We start from the raw sequence: 19,957 nt of genomic DNA, 5'->3' as shown, positions 1-19,957 counted from the left end.
GAGCAATGCAGGGGCTGGGCGGACTCGAAGCCGAGGTCATGGATGTGCTCTGGCAGTCCGACGACGCGCTCTCGGTCAAGGATCTGGTCGAGATCCTGGGTGAGCGTCGACAGCTCGCGTACACCACCATCCTGACCGTCGTGACGCATCTCTACGACAAGGGCTGGGTGAGTCGCGAGAAGAAGAGTCGCGCCTACTTCTATCGGCCGAGCCGCAGCCGTGAAGAAGCCACCTCCAGGGCCCTGCGCGAATTGTTGGACAGCAGTTCCGATTCCGCTGCCGTGCTGTTGCACTTTGCCAAGACCATGACGGACGCCGAGAACGAGGCCCTGCGCCGAGGTCTTTCCGGGGAAGGTGCGCAATGACATTGGCGTTGCCGATGCTTCTCGGTGCGGTACTCGTGGGATTTTTGGTCCCGAGAGTGTTGCGAGCTGTTTCCTCGGCGTTGTCACCGGCGGTGCTACTCGCGGCGTGGCTCGGCAGTATGGCGTCGGCTCTGTATCTTGCTCTCTCCGCGGTCTTGGTTCTGGTGTGGCCGAGCCACGCGCCGGTCGAGGGGCTGGTCGACGGTATTGCTCGGTGCTTCAGCGCCTTCGCGCACGGCACGAGTTCGTGGGTGGGTGAACTGATCACCGGTACAGCCGTTGCTGCGGTGGGTTTGATCGCCGTTCGGATCGTGTCGGCCGGCCGCAAACAGGCACGTGAGCACGCGAGAGTCCGAGATTTCCATCGTGATGTTCTCTCGATCGTCGCGCGCCGCGACAACTCGGAGTCCGACGTGTTGTGGTTGGATCATCCTCTGCCGATGGCCTACAGCGTCGCCGGAAAGCCTGGATTTGTTGTTGCGACGCAAGGCTTGTCATCCGCTCTTACCGGAGGTGAGCGTGACGCGGTTCTCGCGCACGAGCGTGCGCACCTGAGCGGCGGTCATCACCGAATCGTCGGTGCGTGCGAAGTCTTGGCCGCTGTTCTGCCGCGAGTGCCGTTGTTCGCGGCGGCACCTGCTGCCGTCGGCGCGATCGTGGAACTGTCGGCGGACCGGCACGCCGCTCGCGTCACCAGCCCGGCTGCGGTGCGTTCCGCTCTTGTCGTGGTGTCGAAATCGCCGCTTCCTCAGCCGGACTGGAGCTTGGGCGATCGCGGCGGCGCGACCGCAGTGCGATTGCGTTCCCTGGTGGACGGCGACGTGGCGTCGCCTCGGCGACTGACCTGCGCGGTGGCGGCCTGTGTGCCGGCGGCTGTCACGACGGCCGTTGCCGCAGCCGTGACGTTAGCCGTCTCGGCGGGTATCTGCGCTGCTCTGACCTGAATCCCGTATTCAGGCGAGTGTCCGCCAGTACCACCAGAAGGCCTCGGTGATTGCAAGCACCACAAGAATCATCCATACCGTGGGCACTACCGAGTGGTATCTGGCGGCGGTGGCGGCCATGGCACTGTTGGTTCGCGAAACCGCAAGGTGCAGGGCGCAATACCAGAGTGAACACACCACCGAGATCCAGACGATCATGCAGTAGGGGCACAGCGCCTGGATCGAATAGAGACTCGCGAAGATCAACCAGTGAACAAATGTCGCGGCCAGGGCCAGCCCGGCGAGTGTGGCGAACCAGCACCACCGCGGGAGAGATACTCCGGTAGCAGCGAGGACCCCGACAGTGGTGAGCGCGGTGAAGCCGATCAGGCCCGATATCGGATTGGGGAATCCGAACACCTCGGCCTGCGGTGAACTCATGATGGTGCCGCAACTGATGATCGGGTTGATGCTGCACGACGGTACGTACGCCGGGTCGCTCAGCGTTGCCAACTTCTCGAGCGTCAGGACGAATGACGCGATCAGGCCGGCAAGGCCGGCGACAGCCAGAATGCGACCGGTGAGGACGGAGTTCATTGTCCCAGTACGGTGTCGATCTGGGCTTTCAGATCTTCGTAGGTCGGCATCGGGGCCAGTTTCACATCGTTCAGAAAGAGGGTCGGCGTGCCCTGGACGCCGAGGCGTCGACCTTCTTCGAAGTCGCGCTCGACCCGCTCGCGGACGCCGCGGCTGCCGAGGTCGGAGTCGAATCGGGTCATGTCCAGGCCGAGATCTTGTGCGTAGGAGCGGAACAGCACCTCCTGCGATTCGGCAGATTCACCCCACTGCGACTGCGTCTCGTACATCCGTTGATACATCTCGACGAACTTGCCCTGGCGAGATGCGGATTCGACGACCTGCGCCGCGAGAGTGCTGTTGGTGTGACTCGGAATCGGAAAGTATCTGATCCCGAACGTGATTCGATCCTCGTACTCGGCTCTGATTCGCTCCATCGTCGGGTACAGCGCGCGGCAGGCCTCGCATTCGAAGTCGAGGAACTCGACCAGGTTCACCTTGCCGTCGGCGGCCGAGGTCAATCGGTACGCGTCGTCGGTGAGGACGGCGGTGGATTGTGCTGCCCGATCGGTGCTCTCGTTGTCCGCCCGGATCGGATCGATGGTGATGAACGTGATCAGTGCTACCGCGAACACCGCGATCAGGGCGGCGGATATCTTCATGCTTCTGGACACTGCTGTGCACCTGGACCTTCCGTCGAATTCCTAAATACTATCCAACATAGTAGTTAGGTGTAGAGTCGACGGTACCCGCATGGAGACGAAGGAGGACCTGCCGGTGAAGCGTTCGTGAACGACACGCCGCCGCCGTCGATCGGGCAGATGCTGGAGTGGGATACTTCGTCCCTCCCGCTTCTTCCTGCGCTGGGAGTTGTTCTTGCACTCTGGTATTGGACTGGCGCTCAGCGAGTTCGCGCGAGTGGGAGACCGTGGCCGTGGCATCGGACAGCGTGTTTCCTGGGTGGGTGCCTGCTGCTGATCGCGGTAACCGGACTGAAGGTCGAGAGCTACGGCTACGAACTCTTCAGTGTCTGGATGTTCCAACACCTGACGCTCTCGATGGCGATCCCGCCGCTCTGGGTACTGGGCTCGCCGGGACTGCTGCTACTGCGTTCGACGCCGCACCGAGGGATGGGGAAAGGCATTCTCGCGCTTGCCCTCTCGGCATTGCGTAGCCCGCCGGCGCGGTGGATGCTGCACCCCGGTTTCACGATCCCGGTATTTCTGTTCAGTTACTACGGGATCTACCTGTCGCCGATCTTCGATACGGTCTCGGCGTTACCGGCCGGACACGTCTCGCTCGAGATCTTCTTTCTCGCCAGCGGTCTGCTCTTCATCATGCCGGTGCTCGCGACCGGCCCACTCCCGGTGCGGCAGAGCTACCTCGGGCGCTGTTTCGACCTGTTCGTGGAGATGCCGCTGCACGTGTTCATCGGCGTCGTACTCATGATGGCCACAAAGCCGCTGCTGACCACGTTCGTGGATCCGCCTCCGGAGTGGGGCGTGGACGTCATGCAGGATCAGCAGCTCGCGGGCGCCCTCGCGTGGTCGTACGGAGAGCCCGTCGCGCTGGTGGTGGTCGTGATCTTCGCGATGCGCTGGAACCGGGACGACAAACGGATGAATGCCGCCCTGGACCGTCGCGCCGAGATCGACGGCGACAGTGATCTGGAGGCGTACAACAACTTCCTCAGATCACTGAGCGCCGCCGAGCGGCCTGAGACTCGGTAGGCCGGTGGCCCTCAGACGCCGCCGCCGGCGGGCGTCGGCGCCATTGCGTCGGCAGCGGCCGGGGTGTTCATCTCGCGTGCGACAAACGTTTCGAGGTGGAACAGGTTGTCGCCGGCGCGGTCGACGATGGTGAGAAGTGTTGTCATGCTTGCCACTTCCTCGACCTGTTCCTTGAGGAACCACTGCATGAACTGCTCGCCCAGGTAGTCGCCGGTATCGCGAGCTGTACGTGCCAGCTGCGTCACCTGCTCGGTGACCGTCTTCTCCTGCTCGAGTGCCAATTCGACCGGAGCCCGGACGCTGTCGAACTTCGTCACGACGTCGTCGATGCCGGGTACGTCCACGTCGAGGTCGTTGTCGAGCAGGTACTGGATCATCATCATCGCGTGACCGCGTTCCTCGGTGGCCTGGCTGTAGAAGCGCGCGGCCATCTGCGGAAGATCGTGTGCATCGAAGTACACCGCTACCGCGATGTACTGCTGCGATGCAGTGAACTCGTTACGGATCTGCTGACGCAGCAGAGTGGTGAATTCGCTCGAGTTCTTCGCCTGTGTCATCCCAACAGGTTACTGGGTCGTCGCCGCTGAGAGGGAGCTACTTCTTGTCGAGCTGATCGATGATGAAGCCGACAGTTTCCGGTCGGTACCCGTAGACGAACGAGTCCTTTTCGCCGACGTACCAGTCGCCGCACTGGAACGAGCTGCTCTTTTCGATCCCCGCCGGCCACCACTGAGCGGACAGGGAGGCCGGGCGCGTTTCGGCAGTGGGAAGTGCAGTACAGATGTTGTGATCGATCTCCGCGACGTTCGCTTTCATTCGCAGGATGCGTTCGTTGCCGGTGGTGCGGATGATCTCGTCGATATCCGTCGCGCCGGCCGGAACCCAACTCGGCAGCGTGTCGATTCCGTTGGATGTTCGTGCAAACGAGAAGGTTTCGGTCTTCTTGTACGCCTTGGAGTCGTCGAACTTCTCGAAGGTTCCGGAGCAGGATGTCACGAGTGCAGCAGCTCCGACGGCGGCGGCCACGACGGCGAGAGTGCGGTACCTGTGGTGTGTTTTGTTCATACCTTCACGGTATTTTTCGGCCGCCGATTCCGCGTCCTGCCGAAAAGCGATTTGTTGGCCCGGATTGTCCTCCCTCGGTACGACGGGAACTCAGGGCGATCACCCGGTGGTGATCAGATCCTGCGGAATCTGCTGATCGTTGGCGAGGGCGTCGAAGAACTGGGAAGCGCGTGCCTTGTCCCACAACAGCACGTTGCCCGAACCGTCGACGTCCTCGAAACCAGCAACGGGAACCGTCGTGGTGGTCATCCCTCCCCGAAGCGCCCAGGCGAGTGAGGCCAGATTCCAGATGTGATCGCCCTTGTCGACCTGTAGGGACTTGGCGGTATCGGAGACGAGTGGCCACAACCGGAACGGATTGAGGAACGTGGTCGGACTGGTCGCCTTCGACAGCAACGCCGACATGAACTGGCGCTGGTTGTTCATGCGGTCGAGGTCGGCGAGCGCCGTGGCGCGAGTTCGCACGAACCCGAGTGCGTCCGAACCTTTCAAGTCCTGACATCCGGCGGGGAGGTTGATCCCGGCCAGCGGGTCGTCGATCGGCTGCGCCAGGCACACGTTGACGCCGCCGACGGCGTCGACGATGCCCGCGAACCCGCTGAACCCGATTTCGGCGTAGTGGTCGATGCGAAGCCCCGTTGCCTCCTCGACGGTCTGCACCAACAAGGGAGCGCCACCGAAGGCGAAGGCGGCGTTGATCTTGTCCGAGCCGTAGCCGGGGATCGGAACGTACGAGTCGCGCGGGATGCTGATCATCGTCGTCTTCCCGCTCTTGGGGACGTGGACCAAGATGACCGTGTCAGTGCGCTTGGGTCCGGTGTCGCCGCCCGTCGCAAGGGCTTGCTCCTGCTCGGGGGTGAGCCCCTCACGACTGTCGGAGCCGACGATCAGCCAGTTCGTTCCCGGAGTATCGGCGACGCGTCCTGCGTAGTCGGGCAGCGCGTCGATTCGATTGAGCGAACTGTCGACGTAATAGAGCGCACCGGCCAATGCGAGCAGCAACACCAACAACGTGATGCCGATACGTTTACCCCAGCTACGACGCTTACGTGGGCGTCGCTGCTTCGGTGGTTCAGGAGGGCGCGGCGGGGCGTTCGGCGGGGTTCGGCGCGGCGGAGCGGGCGCGTACTTGGCCTGGCGCTGCGGATCCTGACGCTGCCCACCCTGACGGCGGGGGTCGTCCTGGAACGGCTGCGGGCGCTGGGTCGGTGCCCAGTCCTCGCGCCTGGGTTGCTGCGGAGCTTGTTGTGGGGCCTGTGACCAGGCCTGATTGGCCGGATTCTGCTGCGGCGGGCGTCCGTCGCGGCGAATGACTGTCGGGCCTTCCGGCGGCATCGGTGGGCGCCGCTGCGGGGGTGGGCCCTGACGGGGTGGATTCTGGCGTGGAGGGTTCTGCCTCGGAGGCATCGGTCCACGCGGAGGTGGCCCTGGCGGCTGGCGCCGCGGAGGGCGCTGAGGATATTCGGAGTCGCCGGTCACCAGTTCACGGTACCGGTCACGGCAGCCAGGAGACGTGATCGCGCAGGAGGGCGTAACCGATGAACGCCACCATGTCGATGAGAGCGTGGGCGATGACCAGTGGCCAGAGTTTCCCGGTGCGCTGCCAGTACCGGCCGAACACGAGCCCCATGATCACGTTTCCGACGCCGCCGCCGAACCCCTGATAGAGGTGGTAACTGCCGCGCAGAAGTGACGATGCGAGCAGTGATTTGTTCTCGCTCCAACCCAGCGTTCGGAGGCGAGTGATCAGGTAGGCGACGACCAGTACCTCTTCGGCGCCGGAGTTCGCGATTGCGGACAGTACGAGGATCGGCACCCGCCACCAGTGGTCGTCGAGCGCGCTGGCCTGGACGGTGAGGTTGACGCTGAGCGCCTGAGCCACGAGGTAGAACAGCAGGCCGGGGAGACCGATCACGGCGGCCAAGCCGAAACCCGGGGCTATGTCGCGCCTCAATCGAGGTTTGGGAGTCAGCCCCGCAGCACGCGGACCGATCCCCGAACGCCACAGTAGGTAGAGCCCAAGCGCTGCCCACGCGAGAAGCTTTGCGACGCCCAGTAATTGGCGCGCCAGGTCGATCCAGTCGATGGCGGCCCGCGAGGGATTGAGCGCAACCGTCTGATCCGAGAGCGCAACCGGCGTCGCCAAGGATTCGGCGAGCGAAAGGATCCCGGACAATCCGCTGAGTCCGAAGGTGACCAGCAGGACGATCGTGATCTCGATCCAGACTCCGCGTCTGGCGGCCGGATCGAGCGCCGGGCCGGCCGGAACGGGAGACGGCGGCCGTAACCACGTGCGGACGGTTTCGCGGGCATTCACCCGCGCAACGCTAGCCGTTCGATGCGCCGCCCGATCGGAGGCCGTTGAGGAAAGGGCACCCGACCAGCATGCGGATGGCGCGGCTCAGCGCGGGAGCGTCGTCGACGGGGTTGGCGAACGGCATCCACACGTCGCGGTCACCGGTGTGATCCTCGACCCGCAGGCGCAGGCCGTAGCGGTCGATGCCGAGTGGCCGAACACGTCCGGTGCGCATGTACGGGGGAAGCTTGCGCACGAGCAGGTCCACGAGGTCGCGGTGGTCTTCGTCGAGATGCTGCAGCCACGCCGTTTCCATTTCCCAGAAGGGATCGGGGCTGGCGTTCAGCAGTTCGTCCACGGCGACGGGTTCTGCTCCCGTCGAATCAGCGACTACAGCCGAGGCCAGGCTCAAACGAAGAAGGACCGAGGTGTGGCCGATGTCGAGAAGTCCCGGGTGGGGATGTTCGGATGCGACGTCGTCGGCGAGAACGCGTGCCTCGTAGTCGGGCACCGCGTGCAAGGAGCCGCGAAGCCACACGAGGGAGCGCACCGGCTCGCGCAGTCGCAGTGGTGCGTGATCGGTGATCTCGAGGACGGCAGGCAAGCCGCCGCCGCCGGAGTTCCAGGCCAGAGCCGCAGCTGCGGAGGCATGTGGGACTGCAACGACGACGTCACCGTTCGAACGCAGGTGATGCACCGACGTGACGGTGGGATCGCTGCCTTCGATGGCGAGAACTGCGTCCTGTGCGCGCACACAGGCGCTGCGGACGCGTTCGGCGGTGGACGGGCCGGTGCTGGTCTTCGTTGCCATGCTGCCCCCTTGGCGGGTGTTCTCTCGAACTCCATCGGATGATGAGGTAACCCTAACCTAAGGTGCTCCGGTGTGAATCGCAAGACTTTTACGCAACTCGCGTGGAATCCGTCGACTTCGCCGGGGTTACGGTTTGTCCGTGGCCATTCCTCTCTCACTCGGGCTGCCCGCCCCGAGAAACTCGCGCGGACTCCTCGAAGCACTCTTTCCCCCGGTCGTTCCGGCGTCCGCCCTGATCGGCGCCGAAGCCGCGGGCCGGGTGGTCGTCCGTCTCGACATCGATCCCGAGAAACTACGTGCGGACACCGGTGCGTCGTACGAGGCCGTACGTTTCGACCTCGACGTCACCACCGACCAGATCGACGACGCGATCGCGCTGCGTCTGCCCGCTCCGCTCGCGGTGTACGTCGACGGCGGTGAGGAGGAACTGACGCCTGCCGAAGCGGCACTGCGACTGTGCGAAGGTGGCCGGATTCCCGGACTCGCCGCCGGTCGCACTCCCACCGAAGTGGCCGATTTCCTGGCGGTACTCGCGCACGAGTCCGTCGGTTTCGTCGCCCGCGCAGCCGACGCCGACGAGGTGATCGCCCTGCTGTGTGGCACCGTCGCCGCACTGCGCGGCGATGACGTTCGCGCCGCGATAGTCGATCCGAAGCCGGAAAAACTCACTGCTCTGATCCCGGAAGCCGCGTCCGCGATGCGCGAGGTGCTGCTCACGATCGAGGTCGCGGATCCGCAGGCGGTGGAAACCGCTCTGCGTGCCGCGGGTTTGCAGTGACCGGCGCGGGTCGGTGCGTAATCTCGTAGGCGTGCCAAGAATCGCGTATTTCGGTCCGTCGGGAACCTTCACGGAGATAGCTCTCGCCCAGTTGGAGGCTGAGGGCGCGTTCGGCGAAATCGTCGAGCGAGTACCGGCAGGAAGTCCGCCGGCGACGCTCGACATGGTTCGCGAGGGTTCGGTCGACGGGGCCGTGGTTCCCTTCGAGAACTCGGTGGAAGGCGGCGTAGCGCCGACGCTCGATTCGCTGGCCCTCGGTTCGCCGCTGCAGATCGTGGCCGAAACCGATCTGGACGTGAGCTTCTCCATCCTGGTTCGGGCCGGGACTACCCCGGATCAGGTCCGCACGATCGGGGCCTACCCACATGCGGGCGCACAGGTCCGCGGATGGATCGCCGAGAACCTTCCACAAGCCGAGGTGGTGCTGGCCTCGTCCAATGCCGGTGCGGCCCTGGATGTGCAGGCCGGAACCGTCGACGCCGGTGTGTCCACGGCGCTGGCCGGTCAGATGCTCGAACTCGACAGCCTCGCGGACAACGTCGCCGATGTGGGCGGTGCCCGCACACGCTTCGTGCTGGTCACCAAGCCGGCCCCGGTTCCGCCGCGGACCGGTGCCGATCGCACCGCGCTGGTGCTTCACCTCGACAACGCTCCGGGCTCCCTGGTACGTGCACTCTCCGAATTCGCAGCTCGCGGCATCGATCTGACTCGGATCGAATCGCGGCCGATGCGAACGGAATTGGGTACTTATCGCTTCTTCGTGGACTGCGTCGGGCACATCGAGGACTCGTTGGTGGCCGAGGCGATGCGTGCACTGCATCGCAAATCCGGAGTCCGCTTCCTCGGATCGTGGGCAACAGCGAATTCGACCGGGCCACAACCACCTTCGGACGAAGAAGCAATCAACTGGATCGACGAGCTCAAGCGGGGAGAGGGAGAACGATGACCGGAAGGCTCATCCTCGTTCGGCACGGTCAGACGGAGGCGAATGTCGCCAAGCGTCTCGACACCGCCTTGCCTGGAGCAAAACTCACGCCGGCAGGATTGGTGCAGGCCGAAACGTTGGGCATCGGCCTCGCTTCGGCCCCGCCCCTCGCACTCGTGTCGTCGTTGGCGTTGCGTGCACGGCAGACAGCAGGTTTCGTGGAGCAGGCAGCGGGCGTCTCCCTGGATGTGCGGGACGGACTGCACGAGGTGCAGGCCGGGGATCTCGAGGATCGCACCGACGAAGCAGCGCACCGACTGTTCATGGAGACGTTCCATCACTGGCACACCGGGAACCTCGGCGCCCGCATTCCCGGCGGCGAAACGGGATACGACGTGCTGGAACGGTACGTCCCCGTGGTCAACGCGTTGCGGGAAGAATTTCTCGAAGGCTCACGCGACGGCGGAGACATCGTCGTGGTCAGTCATGGTGCGGCGATCCGTCTTGTCGCCGCCCAACTGGCCGGTGTCCCCGGTCTGTTCGCCGCCAACAACCACCTGGCCAACACCGAGACCGTCGAACTGTTGCCCTCGGCCGACGGCGGCTGGGAGTGCCTGCGCTGGGGAGCTGTGAATCCGCCGTTCGAGCATCGGCTCATCCCCGGTGCCGACGACGTGATGGGCTGACCGCCTGCTTCACCACCAGCCGGTCTGGACGCTCAGTTGGCGCCCGAGTTCGGCGGACAGGGTTCTCACGTAACTGGCGGTCAGGTGGTGGGAATCGTGATACACCAACACATTTCCTTCCACGACGCGACACAACTCCGGTCCGCACACGCCGTCGCTGAGGTCGAGTAGCCGGACGTTGGTCAGATCGGCAATTGCCGACGGCGCCGGATTGACGTCGCTGAGCATCTCCGACCGTGGCATCGCGCAGTGATCGGGTGACGTGGTGGTCGCCAGACAGTCGATCGCGCGGTAGGCGACGCCGTCGTGGTGCAACCACGGGGTATCGCGGATGGCGAGCACGTCGATACCGTCGCGCCCCAGTTCCTCCCACACGTGTACGTAAGACTCGGGCGTCACGTCGCCAGGGCCGTCGGAACTCGGCCTGGTTGCCGTCGTGAACACGAAATCGGGTGAGGCGTCGGCCAACTCGGTCAGCACTCCACGCGACCAGTCGACGCAATCCGGATAGTCGTTGTCCGACAACGTCTGCATGGAGTCGATGGTGAGCGGGCAGCCCATCTTCAGATACGTGTCGACGCGGAACCCGTGGCTCTTGCCGAGTTCGTCGAGCGCAGTGAGCCAGTGTTCGGAGTGCGAACCGCCCGCGAGAGCGATGGTTCTGTCGGCCTCGGCGTCGCCGTAGGCGCAGTGGACGACGTCCCGCTCGAGAAAATCGGCGATACAACCGTCGAGCGTGCTGGCCGGAAGGTCCAGCGGCGCATCGAAGATCGAGGGAACCATCGACGCCTTGGGTACATCGGCACCGTCCGTGAGTGCGAGTGCGCCGGGATGGGTCGGGAGGTCGAGGGTGTCGACCGCCCGTTGGCCCGTCGTCTGGCTGCTCGCGTACGACTGCCAAGCGACCGAAGCTGCGAGGACCACGGCAGCGGTGATGAAACAAGCCAGAACGGTGAATCGGCGCGAGCGGCCTCCGCGCTCCACCGGAACCTCGACCAGGCGCCGGAGTGCGAGCGCCCCGGCGACGGAGAGGGCGATGATCAGTGCCCCGCCGAGCGGGCCGGCTTCGGGGCGTCCGGTGATCACGAGTGCAAACACCAGGATGGGCCAGTGAATCAGGTACAGCGCGAACGCGAACGAGCCGAGCCACGTCAGAGCCGGATGGGCGAGCGTCTGCGACGTCCAGGGTGCGTCGTCGCCGACTCCGGACAGGATCAGCGCAAGAGTTGCCAGCACCGGTACCAGCGCCCACGGGCCGGGGAACTGCGCCGCGCCGTCGAGAACGACTCCGCACAACAGGATCGACGAAAGACCCGCCCAACCGATTGTCGCCCGGATCGAGAACGGCAACGACGCGATCTGCCGACTGCGCGTGCTGGTCATCAGAACCGCGAGCAGCCCTCCGAGAGCCAATTCCCACAACCTGGCGCCGGAGTCGTAGTACGCCCAAGCTTGATGGCGTGACGATTTGGCGAGCGCGTAGAGGAAAGATCCGGCGGCCAGAACGAAGAGGGTGACCGCGAGCGAGGGTCGAAAGTAGTTCGGATTCACGCGCGAAGCCAGGTAGGCGATCACCGAGACGAGTGCAATGGCCAGGAGATAGAACTGACCTTGCACGGCCATCGACCAGAGATGCTGCAGGGGAGTGACCGAACCATCGGCGGCCAGGTAATCGCTTGCGGTGCTGGCGAGCTGCCAGTTCTGGAAGAAGCCGAGCACCGCGATCAGTTGATCACCCAGATCTGCCCAGCGCGTCCGCGGCAACAGCAGCGCGGTCCCGATCGCAGTCAAGACGCTGACCACCGCGATCAGAGGGAACAGCCGCAGAAACACTCGCCGCAGTGCTGGGAGCGGGTTCGACGAGCCCCCGGCTTCGGCGCGTCGAACCAGTGAGCCGACGAAGAAGTACCCGGACAGAACCAGGAAGACATCCACCCCGCCCGATACCCGTCCGAACCACACGTGGAACACGACCACCAAACCGATGGCAAGGCCACGCAGGCCGTTCAGATCTTGTCGGTGAGGTGTTGTTGCCCGTTCTTCGGTCGGCCGATCGATCGTGCCGACCGAGCCTTGTTCGCCCGGTGACGACGGTTGACGCGAGAACTGCATGCTGAAGTAAGGCTCCGGGCGTTGAAGGGACGCCCCGAGGTTACCCGGAAGTGTCCGGCGTCGATTCCTCGAGTTCGGTTACCAGCGCGTTCACGGCTTGCCGAAGGCGGTGGGGTGTTCCGGAACTGATGGATGTCCATTCGGTGCCGTCGGCAGCCCGAGTGGTCGAACCCACGAGCCGGCCGGCCAAGGTGTCGTACACCGTCACTGCGCCGGTCATGAGCGTCGTCGCTCCCAAACTGTGTGGTATTCCGACCAATTCGGCGAAAGCGGTACAGGTGACGATTGCGCTACCCAGTTGGTGCGCTTCGTCTTCGGGTATCCCGGCGTTGATCAAGGCAGAGGTCACGCTGTCTGCATCCGGGCCGGCGCCGAATGCCAGGCTCAGCATTTCGGTCGGTGCGTTGATCACGGCGATCGGCATTGCTTCGGCGCTGCCGAGCGCGGTGACCACGGGTACGGCCGGTTCGGACGTGACACTGCGTAGTGCAAACGAAGATTCGGTTGATGTTGCTTCGACACAATGGAATTCGCCCTGCGCGATGCAGAGGCGTGAAATGCTTCCGCCGGCATGCCGACGCAGCGCCAATTCCCACTTGGGGTGAGTCAGGACGCGCAGGCGGGCACTGAGCTCGTGATGGATCTCCCCACCCGGGAGGAGATCGCGCTCGGAGAGTGAATCCGCCGCGGACTGCATCGCCGTATGGTGAGCGCTCGCACTGCCGTGGACCGACGCGCCACCGAGAACCACGGGAAGCGCATCGAGACCGAGTCGCTCACGTACATAGTCGATTTCGTCCTGCGACACCGTGACGACCGGCAAATTCCAGCCGTCAGGTGAGGTGCCGAGATCCACCGTCAACGCTCTGCGGTTTCAAGCGCGCCACCGATCACCGAAGGGATGACCGTCCGGCCGTCGGCGAAGTGTTCGAAGTGCTTGAGATAGTCGGGTGTGTCGTGCTCGGTCTCGTCTTCCGCTTGGGCGGCATGACGACCGCCGGCGATTGGCGCAGATCCGCTTGCGGTTCGGGTGGGATCCACTCTGACGGTATCCGCGGTGCCCTGAACCGGCGAGGTCACGGGGTTCTGGCGTGCGGCGCTCTGGCCGGTGGAGGGATCGGGAAGAGCGTGCCGGCCGATGCTGCCGCTCGACGACGAGCCTGCACTTGTTCCGACTCCGGTAGTCGCGGATGCTGCGCTGACCTGTGCCGGTGCCCGGCCTGCCGACGGGGAGCCGAACAGTGACGGTGCGGAAGCGCCCAGCCCTGCGCCGCCGAGTCCTCTGCCGCCCAGCCCTGTGGCGCCCAGTCCGGTGAGTCCTGCTCCTGCCGTCGCGAGAGCTGATGCGGCACTGGTGGCGCCCGTGACTGCGGTTGTCGTGGCCCCGGCGGCGGCAGCCGCTCCACCGGCGATGGCACCGGCCTGCGAGGCAGCGGTGGCAAATACCGGGCTGGAAACTACAGATGCGACAGCAGCGGTTGCGGCGCGCACAGGATCCGCGATTACGTCAGCGAGCGTGGATGCCGCGTGCACGACGGACTGTCGAGCGGCGCTGCCTGGGCTTTCGGCCGAAGCGGATGCCCCAGCGGTGGGTTCCGCGATGGACGGTGGTGAGTCGAAGTTCTGCTGCACGGCCAGATGGGCCGTTGCGGCGTCGTACGTTTCCATCGTCACCGCCGCTCGAATTTTGAGAGCTTCTTCGGCAGCCTCGGCTGCAGCGGCCCCGCCTACCAGCGCCCCGCCGATGGAGTACGCGGCGACCTTGGCCGCTTGAACCGCTGCAATCTCGGGCAGGGACGGCATGGCGAGGGTGGCAACCGTGTACGAGCCGGACTGCACCTGGGCCTTACCTGCAGTTTCTCCCGCGAGCAGCGCGGCCGCACCAGCCCATTCCTGGAACGGTGCGAACTTGCTCAACGCGGCATCGGCTGCTTCTCCTGACCACCCGGTGCGAAGGTCCGCCATCACGCGAGAGATGGACGCAGCGGTGTCGGTAAGTCCGGACGAAACGGTGGACCAAGCACCGGCCGCCACACCGAGAGGGACCGGCCCGGCCCCGGCGACCAGTGCTGCAGAGTTGGGTGCTGCGCCCCGCGGATACCAGATGACGCCCGTGATGCCGACCATTGTTCTTCCCCCCAGGAAGTGTGACTGTGTTGCCGAGTTCGAAGTTGTCGAGTTCGAAGTTGTCGAGTTCGATCGCTGTCGATCAGATCGGTGCGGCAGCCAGGCTGGTCTTGGTGAGCTGGTCTTCGAGCTCGTAGGCAGCTGCATTCTTGCGCAGAGCCGCCGCAGCCGCGGTGAGCTCCTCGATTGCCCGATCGGTGGACGAGGCAAGGCTGCCCGAGATGGTGTTGAAGTAATGTGCCGCGCTACCGGAGACTTCTTCGGACCCGGCCGGAAGGACGCGCAGCGTCGGCTGCGCAGTAGAGACGATTCCGCGCAAGCGCGTCGCCGCAGACTCGAGTTCTATTGCGGCGGCAACTAGGGCTTGAGGATCGACGTACATAGTGCCGAACTCCTTCCTGACCAGGGCGGATAAGTGGTCGGGAGGTCGTGCACACAGCCGTCGAAATCCCCCCGCACCTAGTTTGATGCATGCCGGTCGCTTTTGGTTCCCCCCAAAATCGGACGACTTTGCCCCTATCCCCAGCCGAGTTCGTGCAACCTGTCTTCTTCGATGCCGAAGTAATGCGCGATCTCGTGGATGACGGTCACTGCAACCTCGTGAACAACCTCGTCCTCGGATTCACAGATGTCGAGGATCGAATCGCGGAAGATCGTGACCGTGTCCGGCAGATAGCCACCGTAATGAGAATCCCGCTCGGTCAGAGCGACGCCCTGATACAAACCGAGCAGCCCCGGTTCTTCCTCGTCACGTGCTTCGACCAGCACCACGACATTGTCGATGGCCTTCGCAAGTTCGGGCGGAATCAGATCTAGTGCCTCGCCGACCAGTTCCTCGAACCGGTCGGGCGTCATAGTCACCGTCATGGCTTACGACGGCGGAGCTGCGCCGGGCAACGGCGTCGGCAACGACCGACCTTCCGGTGCAGCGGGTGGCGGAACCGGAGCGGCACCGTTGATCAGGATCTCGCCCTTGGCGCTTCCGGTGATCGCGGCAAACCCGCCGGTTTCGACCTCTTTGCCGATCGAACAATTGACTCGGCGACTACCGGCCAACCAGCTTTCCAGTGAAATGTTGTCCCAGAACAGCGTCAGCGTCTTGTCGCGAAGTGCGTCTGCGGAACCCAGGTACTCGTTGGATGCCTGAGTACAGACGCCTTCGAGATAGCGGTCCTGATCTTCCACCGAAGGCATCGCGCCGGGGAACTGAGTGCCGAGGTCGATCACCGAAATAACTTCGTATGCATGCGGTTTCGCACAGTCGACCGGATCGGTCGGGAGGTTCTGGTTGATGCCGATGCACGTGCCGACGTCCCACACGTTCGACTGATCCTGATCCGCCACGCGGCCCGCGAACGGTTGAAGTTCGCCGGTCGTCGTCGAGAACTGCAAGCCGCAACGCAGTGCGCGCTCGCCCGAGGCCCAACCGGATTCGCTCGGGAACATCAGGCCGACGCTGAACTTGCCCTTGGGATCGAATTTCGAACCGAGGTAGGACATGACGATGGGTGTGCAGTGCTCGTCGCGGAGTTCGGCGAATCGAAGGGCGCCCGGGTACCGGGAACCGGGGCCGAATTCGGCGCCGGGGAACACCGACAGGTCGAGTGGACCGGCGACCTCGAAGCGATGCTCACTTCCGCACTGAACCTTCGACATGTCCGTGCGGTCCCCGCCCGACTCGGTCGCAGGCGTCCAGTTGAGGCAGTCGCCGGCCGCAGCCGCGGTGAAAGCGTCGTCGCGAGCGGAGCCCGTCGCTGCTGGACCGCCGCCACTGACACTGACCGAGGACGAGTCGTCCTTGTTCAATCCTCCGGAAATCGCGATCGTTGCGATCGCGGCGACCACCGCACCCACCGCGACGGCAGCCAGGACCCGACGGGTGCGACTCGCGGAGACAGTTTTCTTCGCCGGCGCCCCCTGGGGATCTGCCGGATCTGGCGACTTCTCGATCTTGTCTTCGGACATCGATTCCATCATGCCTGTTGCCGTGGCGATATCGAACCTTCACTACAAAACTCACAATCGCGTCTGTGAGTATTTTGTAGTCATGAGCGAAAACACCCCACTCGATCCCGAGGCTGTCGAGCTGGCGGGCCGGCTCTTCGACATGGCACGAACCGGCGACGCAGCCGGGCTGGCGTCGTACGTCGATGCCGGAGTTCCCGTCAATCTGACCAACGAGAGCGGCGACACGCTCGTCATGTTGGCGGCGTATCACGGTCACGCTGACGCCGTCGTTGCCTTGATCGATCGCGGCGCCGACGTCAACCGGCCCAACGACAAGAATCAGACACCACTCGCCGGAGCCGTCTTCAAGGGCGAGGATGCGGTGGTGAAAGCGCTGGTGAACGGTGGAGCCGACCCGAAAGGCGGACACCCGACTGCCGTCGACGCGGCTCGGATGTTCGGACGCGAGGATTACCTGAGTCTGCTCGAATCGTGATCTCCCCCTCTTCGACGTGGACGTGAGCGTCGGGGAGCTGCGGTGAGTGGGTAAAGTTCGAAGTCGTGATTGACCTCAAGTTTCTCCGTGAGAACCCCGAAATCGTCCGCGAGTCGCAGCGCACCCGTGGAGAAGATCCAGGACTGGTCGATGCTCTGCTCGAAGCCGACGCGTCCCGACGCGCTGCCGTCCTGACCGGAGACAACCTCCGCGCAGAGCAGAAGGCCTTCGGCAAGAAGGTCGGACAGGCATCTCCGGAGGAGCGCCCCGCGCTGCTCGAGGGTTCCAAGGAACTGGCGGCAAAGGTCAAGGAAGCCGAGGCCGCGCAGCACGAGGCGCAGGCCGCGCTCGACACCGCACACCGCGCGATTTCCAACGTCGTACAAGAAGGTGCGCCGGCCGGTGGCGAGGACGATTACATCGTGCTCGAACACGTCGGTGAGATTCCGAAGTTCGACTTCGAGCCGAAGGATCACCTCGAACTGGGTGAGTCGCTCGGCCTGATCGACATGGAACGCGGCGCCAAGGTTTCGGGTTCGCGCTTCTACTTCATGACCGGCTACGGAGCCATGCTCCAGCTCGGACTGCTGCAGTTGGCCGCGCAGAAGGCGATCGCCAACGGCTTCACGATGATGATTCCGCCTGTACTCGTGCGCCCGGAAATCATGGCCGGTACCGGCTTCCTCGGTGCTCACTCCGACGAGATCTACCACCTGCAGGATGACGACCTGTACCTCGTCGGAACTTCCGAGGTGCCGATGGCCGGCTACCACTCGGGCGAGATCCTCGAACTGAACGAAGGCCCGAAGCGCTACGCCGGTTGGTCCTCGTGCTTCCGCCGTGAGGCCGGCAGCTACGGCAAGGACACCCGCGGCATCATCCGTGTCCATCAGTTCGACAAGGTCGAGATGTTCACGTACTGCCGTCCCGAGGATGCCGACGCCGAACACCAGCGTCTTCTCGGCTGGGAGCGAGACATGTTGGCCGCCATCGACGTTCCGTACCGCGTGATCGACGTCGCCGGCGGAGATCTCGGTTCTTCGGCCGCGCGTAAGTTCGACTGCGAAGCGTGGGTTCCGACGCAGGGCACCTACCGCGAGCTGACATCGACGTCCAACTGCACGACCTTCCAGGCCCGTCGCCTCGGAGTTCGGTACCGCGACGAGAACGGCAAGCCGCAGACGGCTGCCACTCTCAACGGCACCTTGGCTACGACGCGCTGGATCGTGTCGATTCTCGAGAACCATCAGCAGGCCGACGGCTCGGTGCGAGTGCCCGAGGCATTGGTGCCGTTTGTCGGCACGGATGTGCTTCGCTGACACGCTGAACCAACACAATCAGGGCCGCGACGGACTCCGTCGCGGCCCTTTTCGTACTTTCGTACTGGTAGGTTTGGAACTTTTTCTGAACTGACGCAAAATCAACTTTTTCCCGACGATTGACGAATTGACCACCAAAAGCGTTGTCGATGGGCCGCTTTGGCGATAGTTTTGCGTTCAATCGGGTTTCCATACCCTGCTTTTCCATCCCCCGTCAGGTGATGTGAGGGTGAGTCCGGGGTGATTTGGACAAGTGTCTTGCCAAAAGTAGTACACGTACTAGTTTTTTCGTTATGTTGTGACGGCGCGCACACGTTTTGTCCGAATTTCACTTCGTCCATGTTCGCCTTCCAAAGGAAGTGCCCGTGTCAGCAACCCTCCTTCGTAGATTTGTCGTGCCTATATCTGGAACCGCAATGGTTGCCGGAATGATGCTTGTCGGTGCACCAGCGTCGGCTGATCCAACTACCACGAGTTTCACCAATGCATGTATCGCCGGTTCGTCAATTGGTGATCAGTACAAAAACCCCGCAACCTCGGTGAGGGTCGATGCGCCTGCCACCGTGGACCCCGGCGAGGCCTTCACTGTCCGACTGCAACCCGGACCGAGCTCGTATCCGGACAAAGAGAGCATCGCGACCACAACGAATCTCTCACGAATCAAATTTGATTTCATGATCCCCGAAAACACGACCTTTGTTTCCGCGAACATCGTCGGTGGAACAGCAATCGGCTTGGACAGCGTGGCGCCCTCCGTAATTCGCGTCAACGAAGCGGGGGCAGCCGACGGGGCTGGTCAGATTCTGCGGATCTCTGGAAACAACCAAGTGATTGGAAACAGTCCCACGGTGAGCACGAACTCCGAGGGCGGTATCCGGGCACCGAAGACCAAGAAGAATCTTGACGGAACGAACAGCAGTAACGGCGATACATGGTTCCAGTTGCCAGCCGTAGACATCAACGTGATTGCGGGAGCATCCGGCGTGATTCAGCCGAAGGTGCGAACAGCCGGAAACGCCGGAAATGCTGGTGCGATGGAGAACTACAGCACGCAGCTTGCTCGGGCGAGCACATTCCTCGGTACCCAGTGGGCGCCGACCAGATGCTCCCCGCGCGCCAACAAGGACGCACCGCTCAATGCTGGTGCAGGCCCCTTGGCGACCATCAACATTCAGTCGGCTCCGGTGGATGTGGAGACCACGACGTCGTTGTCGGTTCCGGCTTCGGCGGTCACGGGTACGGCGGTTGATCTGACGGCGACGGTTGCTCCGAACAATGCTGTTGGTTCGGTGCAGTTCAAGTCGAATGGTGTTGCGATCGGTTCGCCGGTGACGGTTGCTTCGGGTGTTGCGACGCTGTCGCATGCGTTCGGTGTTGCTGGTGCTCAGAGTGTTACGGCTGACTTCACCGCTGGCGCTGGGTTTGTGAGTTCTTCGGCGTCGGCTCAGACGGTGACGGTCTCGGATCCGGCTCCGGTGGATGTGGAGACCACGACGTCACTGTCGGTTCCGGCTACTGCGGTTACGGGTTCTGCGGTTGATCTGACGGCGACGGTTGCTCCGAACAATGCTGTTGGTTCGGTGCAGTTCAAGTCGAACGGTGTTGCGATCGGTTCTCCGGTTGCAGTTGCTTCGGGTGTTGCGACATTGAGCCATGCGTTTGATGCTGCTGGTGCTCAGAGTGTTACGGCTGACTTCACTGCCGGTGCTGGGTTTGTGAGTTCTTCGGCGTCGGCTCAGACGGTGACGGTCTCGGATCCGGCTCCGGTGGATGTGGAGACCACGACGTCACTGTCGGTTCC

22 protein-coding genes are annotated in these 19,957 nt (G+C 63.7%); 9 read left to right on the top strand and 13 right to left on the bottom strand.

Features of this window, described 5'->3' with window-relative positions; translation table 11 throughout:
• Nucleotides 1-5: 5 nt before the first annotated feature.
• Both ACWF6P_RS01430 and ACWF6P_RS01425 read left to right on the top strand, forming a co-directional pair.
• The gene (locus tag ACWF6P_RS01430) at nucleotides 6-365 is read left to right on the top strand and encodes a BlaI/MecI/CopY family transcriptional regulator (RefSeq protein WP_019746375.1); all 360 of its coding nucleotides are present in this window, start codon (nucleotides 6-8) and stop codon (nucleotides 363-365) included.
• Nucleotides 362-1,309 carry a M56 family metallopeptidase gene (locus tag ACWF6P_RS01425; RefSeq protein WP_452619699.1) on the top strand — a complete coding sequence of 316 codons (948 nt, stop codon included), beginning with the start codon at nucleotides 362-364 and terminating at the stop codon, nucleotides 1,307-1,309. Before ACWF6P_RS01430 ends, ACWF6P_RS01425 begins: the two co-directional genes overlap by 4 nt.
• A gap of 9 nt (nucleotides 1,310-1,318) precedes the next feature.
• Here the strand turns inward: ACWF6P_RS01425 and ACWF6P_RS01420 are convergent, their stop codons facing one another.
• A complete protein-coding gene (locus ACWF6P_RS01420; protein WP_452619698.1) occupies nucleotides 1,319-1,885 on the bottom strand; it encodes a vitamin K epoxide reductase family protein in 567 nt (188 codons plus the stop codon).
• On the bottom strand, nucleotides 1,882-2,526 hold the full coding sequence (locus tag ACWF6P_RS01415; RefSeq protein ID WP_452619697.1) for a DsbA family protein: 645 nt from the start codon (nucleotides 2,524-2,526) through the stop codon (nucleotides 1,882-1,884). Before ACWF6P_RS01415 ends, ACWF6P_RS01420 begins: the two co-directional genes overlap by 4 nt.
• Nucleotides 2,527-2,652: 126 nt before the next feature.
• Between ACWF6P_RS01415 and ACWF6P_RS01410 the strand changes: the two genes are divergently transcribed.
• Nucleotides 2,653-3,594: a cytochrome c oxidase assembly protein gene (locus tag ACWF6P_RS01410; RefSeq protein WP_452619696.1), complete on the top strand. Its 942-nt coding sequence runs from the start codon at nucleotides 2,653-2,655 to the stop codon at nucleotides 3,592-3,594.
• An 11-nt stretch (nucleotides 3,595-3,605) separates the two neighbouring features.
• On the opposite strand, the gene ACWF6P_RS01405 is transcribed toward ACWF6P_RS01410, so the two are convergent.
• The 5 genes from ACWF6P_RS01405 to ACWF6P_RS01385 form a co-directional block, all read right to left on the bottom strand.
• Nucleotides 3,606-4,151, bottom strand: coding sequence for a ferritin (locus tag ACWF6P_RS01405; RefSeq protein ID WP_378445519.1), 546 nt, complete (start codon nucleotides 4,149-4,151; stop codon nucleotides 3,606-3,608).
• Between the two features lie 37 nt (nucleotides 4,152-4,188).
• Nucleotides 4,189-4,659, bottom strand: a complete 471-nt coding sequence (locus ACWF6P_RS01400) for a hypothetical protein (protein WP_452619695.1) — start codon at nucleotides 4,657-4,659, stop codon at nucleotides 4,189-4,191.
• Nucleotides 4,660-4,758: 99 nt separating this feature from the next.
• On the bottom strand, nucleotides 4,759-5,994 hold the full coding sequence (locus tag ACWF6P_RS01395) for an LCP family protein (RefSeq protein WP_452619694.1): 1,236 nt from the start codon (nucleotides 5,992-5,994) through the stop codon (nucleotides 4,759-4,761).
• A 160-nt stretch (nucleotides 5,995-6,154) separates the two neighbouring features.
• Nucleotides 6,155-6,976, bottom strand: a complete 822-nt coding sequence (locus tag ACWF6P_RS01390; RefSeq protein ID WP_452619693.1) for a CPBP family intramembrane glutamic endopeptidase — start codon at nucleotides 6,974-6,976, stop codon at nucleotides 6,155-6,157.
• 10 nt (nucleotides 6,977-6,986) lie between these two features.
• Nucleotides 6,987-7,766: a DUF2470 domain-containing protein gene (locus tag ACWF6P_RS01385; RefSeq protein ID WP_003945406.1), complete on the bottom strand. Its 780-nt coding sequence runs from the start codon at nucleotides 7,764-7,766 to the stop codon at nucleotides 6,987-6,989.
• 139 nt (nucleotides 7,767-7,905) lie between these two features.
• Between ACWF6P_RS01385 and ACWF6P_RS01380 the strand changes: the two genes are divergently transcribed.
• From ACWF6P_RS01380 to ACWF6P_RS01370, 3 genes are read left to right on the top strand one after another with little or no spacing between them, the layout of a single operon-like run.
• A complete protein-coding gene (locus ACWF6P_RS01380; protein ID WP_452619692.1) occupies nucleotides 7,906-8,544 on the top strand; it encodes a hypothetical protein in 639 nt (212 codons plus the stop codon).
• Between the two features lie 31 nt (nucleotides 8,545-8,575).
• Nucleotides 8,576-9,490 carry a prephenate dehydratase gene (gene pheA, locus ACWF6P_RS01375; protein ID WP_452619691.1) on the top strand — a complete coding sequence of 305 codons (915 nt, stop codon included), beginning with the start codon at nucleotides 8,576-8,578 and terminating at the stop codon, nucleotides 9,488-9,490.
• Nucleotides 9,487-10,155: a histidine phosphatase family protein gene (locus ACWF6P_RS01370; RefSeq protein WP_452619690.1), complete on the top strand. Its 669-nt coding sequence runs from the start codon at nucleotides 9,487-9,489 to the stop codon at nucleotides 10,153-10,155. Before pheA ends, ACWF6P_RS01370 begins: the two co-directional genes overlap by 4 nt.
• A 9-nt stretch (nucleotides 10,156-10,164) precedes the next feature.
• Here the strand turns inward: ACWF6P_RS01370 and ACWF6P_RS01365 are convergent, their stop codons facing one another.
• The 6 genes from ACWF6P_RS01365 to ACWF6P_RS01340 all read right to left on the bottom strand — a co-directional run bounded on the left by ACWF6P_RS01365 (nucleotide 10,165) and on the right by ACWF6P_RS01340 (nucleotide 16,371).
• The gene (locus ACWF6P_RS01365) at nucleotides 10,165-12,267 is read right to left on the bottom strand and encodes an acyltransferase family protein (protein ID WP_452619689.1); all 2,103 of its coding nucleotides are present in this window, start codon (nucleotides 12,265-12,267) and stop codon (nucleotides 10,165-10,167) included.
• A 40-nt stretch (nucleotides 12,268-12,307) separates the two neighbouring features.
• Nucleotides 12,308-13,123 (bottom strand): ESX secretion-associated protein EspG, encoded by an 816-nt coding sequence (locus ACWF6P_RS01360; RefSeq protein WP_452619688.1) that lies wholly within the window; start codon nucleotides 13,121-13,123, stop codon nucleotides 12,308-12,310.
• Between the two features lie 2 nt (nucleotides 13,124-13,125).
• On the bottom strand, nucleotides 13,126-14,394 hold the full coding sequence (locus ACWF6P_RS01355; RefSeq protein ID WP_452619687.1) for a PPE domain-containing protein: 1,269 nt from the start codon (nucleotides 14,392-14,394) through the stop codon (nucleotides 13,126-13,128).
• Nucleotides 14,395-14,476: 82 nt separating this feature from the next.
• Nucleotides 14,477-14,776 carry a PE family protein gene (locus tag ACWF6P_RS01350; protein ID WP_378445529.1) on the bottom strand — a complete coding sequence of 100 codons (300 nt, stop codon included), beginning with the start codon at nucleotides 14,774-14,776 and terminating at the stop codon, nucleotides 14,477-14,479.
• A gap of 134 nt (nucleotides 14,777-14,910) precedes the next feature.
• Nucleotides 14,911-15,261, bottom strand: coding sequence for a metallopeptidase family protein (locus ACWF6P_RS01345; protein ID WP_452619686.1), 351 nt, complete (start codon nucleotides 15,259-15,261; stop codon nucleotides 14,911-14,913).
• 3 nt (nucleotides 15,262-15,264) lie between these two features.
• On the bottom strand, nucleotides 15,265-16,371 hold the full coding sequence (locus tag ACWF6P_RS01340; RefSeq protein WP_081557200.1) for a septum formation family protein: 1,107 nt from the start codon (nucleotides 16,369-16,371) through the stop codon (nucleotides 15,265-15,267).
• Nucleotides 16,372-16,441: 70 nt separating this feature from the next.
• Here ACWF6P_RS01340 and ACWF6P_RS01335 point away from each other — a divergent pair, with 70 nt between their 5' ends.
• From ACWF6P_RS01335 to ACWF6P_RS01325, 3 genes are all read left to right on the top strand, one after another.
• Entirely contained in the window at nucleotides 16,442-16,837 is a 396-nt protein-coding gene (locus tag ACWF6P_RS01335) for an ankyrin repeat domain-containing protein (protein ID WP_230816040.1), read from the top strand.
• 65 nt (nucleotides 16,838-16,902) lie between these two features.
• Nucleotides 16,903-18,156 (top strand): serine--tRNA ligase, encoded by a 1,254-nt coding sequence (serS, locus tag ACWF6P_RS01330; protein WP_378445531.1) that lies wholly within the window; start codon nucleotides 16,903-16,905, stop codon nucleotides 18,154-18,156.
• Between the two features lie 848 nt (nucleotides 18,157-19,004).
• On the top strand, nucleotides 19,005-19,957 hold a 953-nt coding region (locus ACWF6P_RS01325), incomplete at its 3' end, for an Ig-like domain-containing protein (RefSeq protein ID WP_452619685.1).

It is taken from the genome of Rhodococcus sp. NPDC055024 (assembly GCF_053608585.1).
Note: the sequence above shows the minus strand (reverse complement) of the source record. Positions and strands in the feature narration are given on the sequence as shown.

Excerpts from the sequence above, each read along its gene's own strand:
- ACWF6P_RS01400 (WP_452619695.1), bottom strand. The coding sequence starts at position 4,659 with ATGAACAAAACACACCACAGGTACCGCACTCTCGCCGTCGTGGCCGCC.
- ACWF6P_RS01340 (WP_081557200.1), bottom strand. The coding sequence starts at position 16,371 with ATGATGGAATCGATGTCCGAAGACAAGATCGAGAAGTCGCCAGATCCG.
- ACWF6P_RS01430 (WP_019746375.1), top strand. The coding sequence starts at position 6 with ATGCAGGGGCTGGGCGGACTCGAAGCCGAGGTCATGGATGTGCTCTGG.
- ACWF6P_RS01415 (WP_452619697.1), bottom strand. The coding sequence starts at position 2,526 with ATGAAGATATCCGCCGCCCTGATCGCGGTGTTCGCGGTAGCACTGATC.
- ACWF6P_RS01365 (WP_452619689.1), bottom strand. The coding sequence starts at position 12,267 with ATGCAGTTCTCGCGTCAACCGTCGTCACCGGGCGAACAAGGCTCGGTC.
- ACWF6P_RS01370 (WP_452619690.1), top strand. The coding sequence starts at position 9,487 with ATGACCGGAAGGCTCATCCTCGTTCGGCACGGTCAGACGGAGGCGAAT.
- ACWF6P_RS01420 (WP_452619698.1), bottom strand. The coding sequence starts at position 1,885 with ATGAACTCCGTCCTCACCGGTCGCATTCTGGCTGTCGCCGGCCTTGCC.
- ACWF6P_RS01335 (WP_230816040.1), top strand. The coding sequence starts at position 16,442 with ATGAGCGAAAACACCCCACTCGATCCCGAGGCTGTCGAGCTGGCGGGC.
- ACWF6P_RS01405 (WP_378445519.1), bottom strand. The coding sequence starts at position 4,151 with ATGACACAGGCGAAGAACTCGAGCGAATTCACCACTCTGCTGCGTCAG.
- ACWF6P_RS01395 (WP_452619694.1), bottom strand. The coding sequence starts at position 5,994 with ATGCCGCCGGAAGGCCCGACAGTCATTCGCCGCGACGGACGCCCGCCG.
- ACWF6P_RS01425 (WP_452619699.1), top strand. The coding sequence starts at position 362 with ATGACATTGGCGTTGCCGATGCTTCTCGGTGCGGTACTCGTGGGATTT.
- ACWF6P_RS01385 (WP_003945406.1), bottom strand. The coding sequence starts at position 7,766 with ATGGCAACGAAGACCAGCACCGGCCCGTCCACCGCCGAACGCGTCCGC.
- ACWF6P_RS01350 (WP_378445529.1), bottom strand. The coding sequence starts at position 14,776 with ATGTACGTCGATCCTCAAGCCCTAGTTGCCGCCGCAATAGAACTCGAG.
- ACWF6P_RS01355 (WP_452619687.1), bottom strand. The coding sequence starts at position 14,394 with ATGGTCGGCATCACGGGCGTCATCTGGTATCCGCGGGGCGCAGCACCC.
- ACWF6P_RS01345 (WP_452619686.1), bottom strand. The coding sequence starts at position 15,261 with ATGACGGTGACTATGACGCCCGACCGGTTCGAGGAACTGGTCGGCGAG.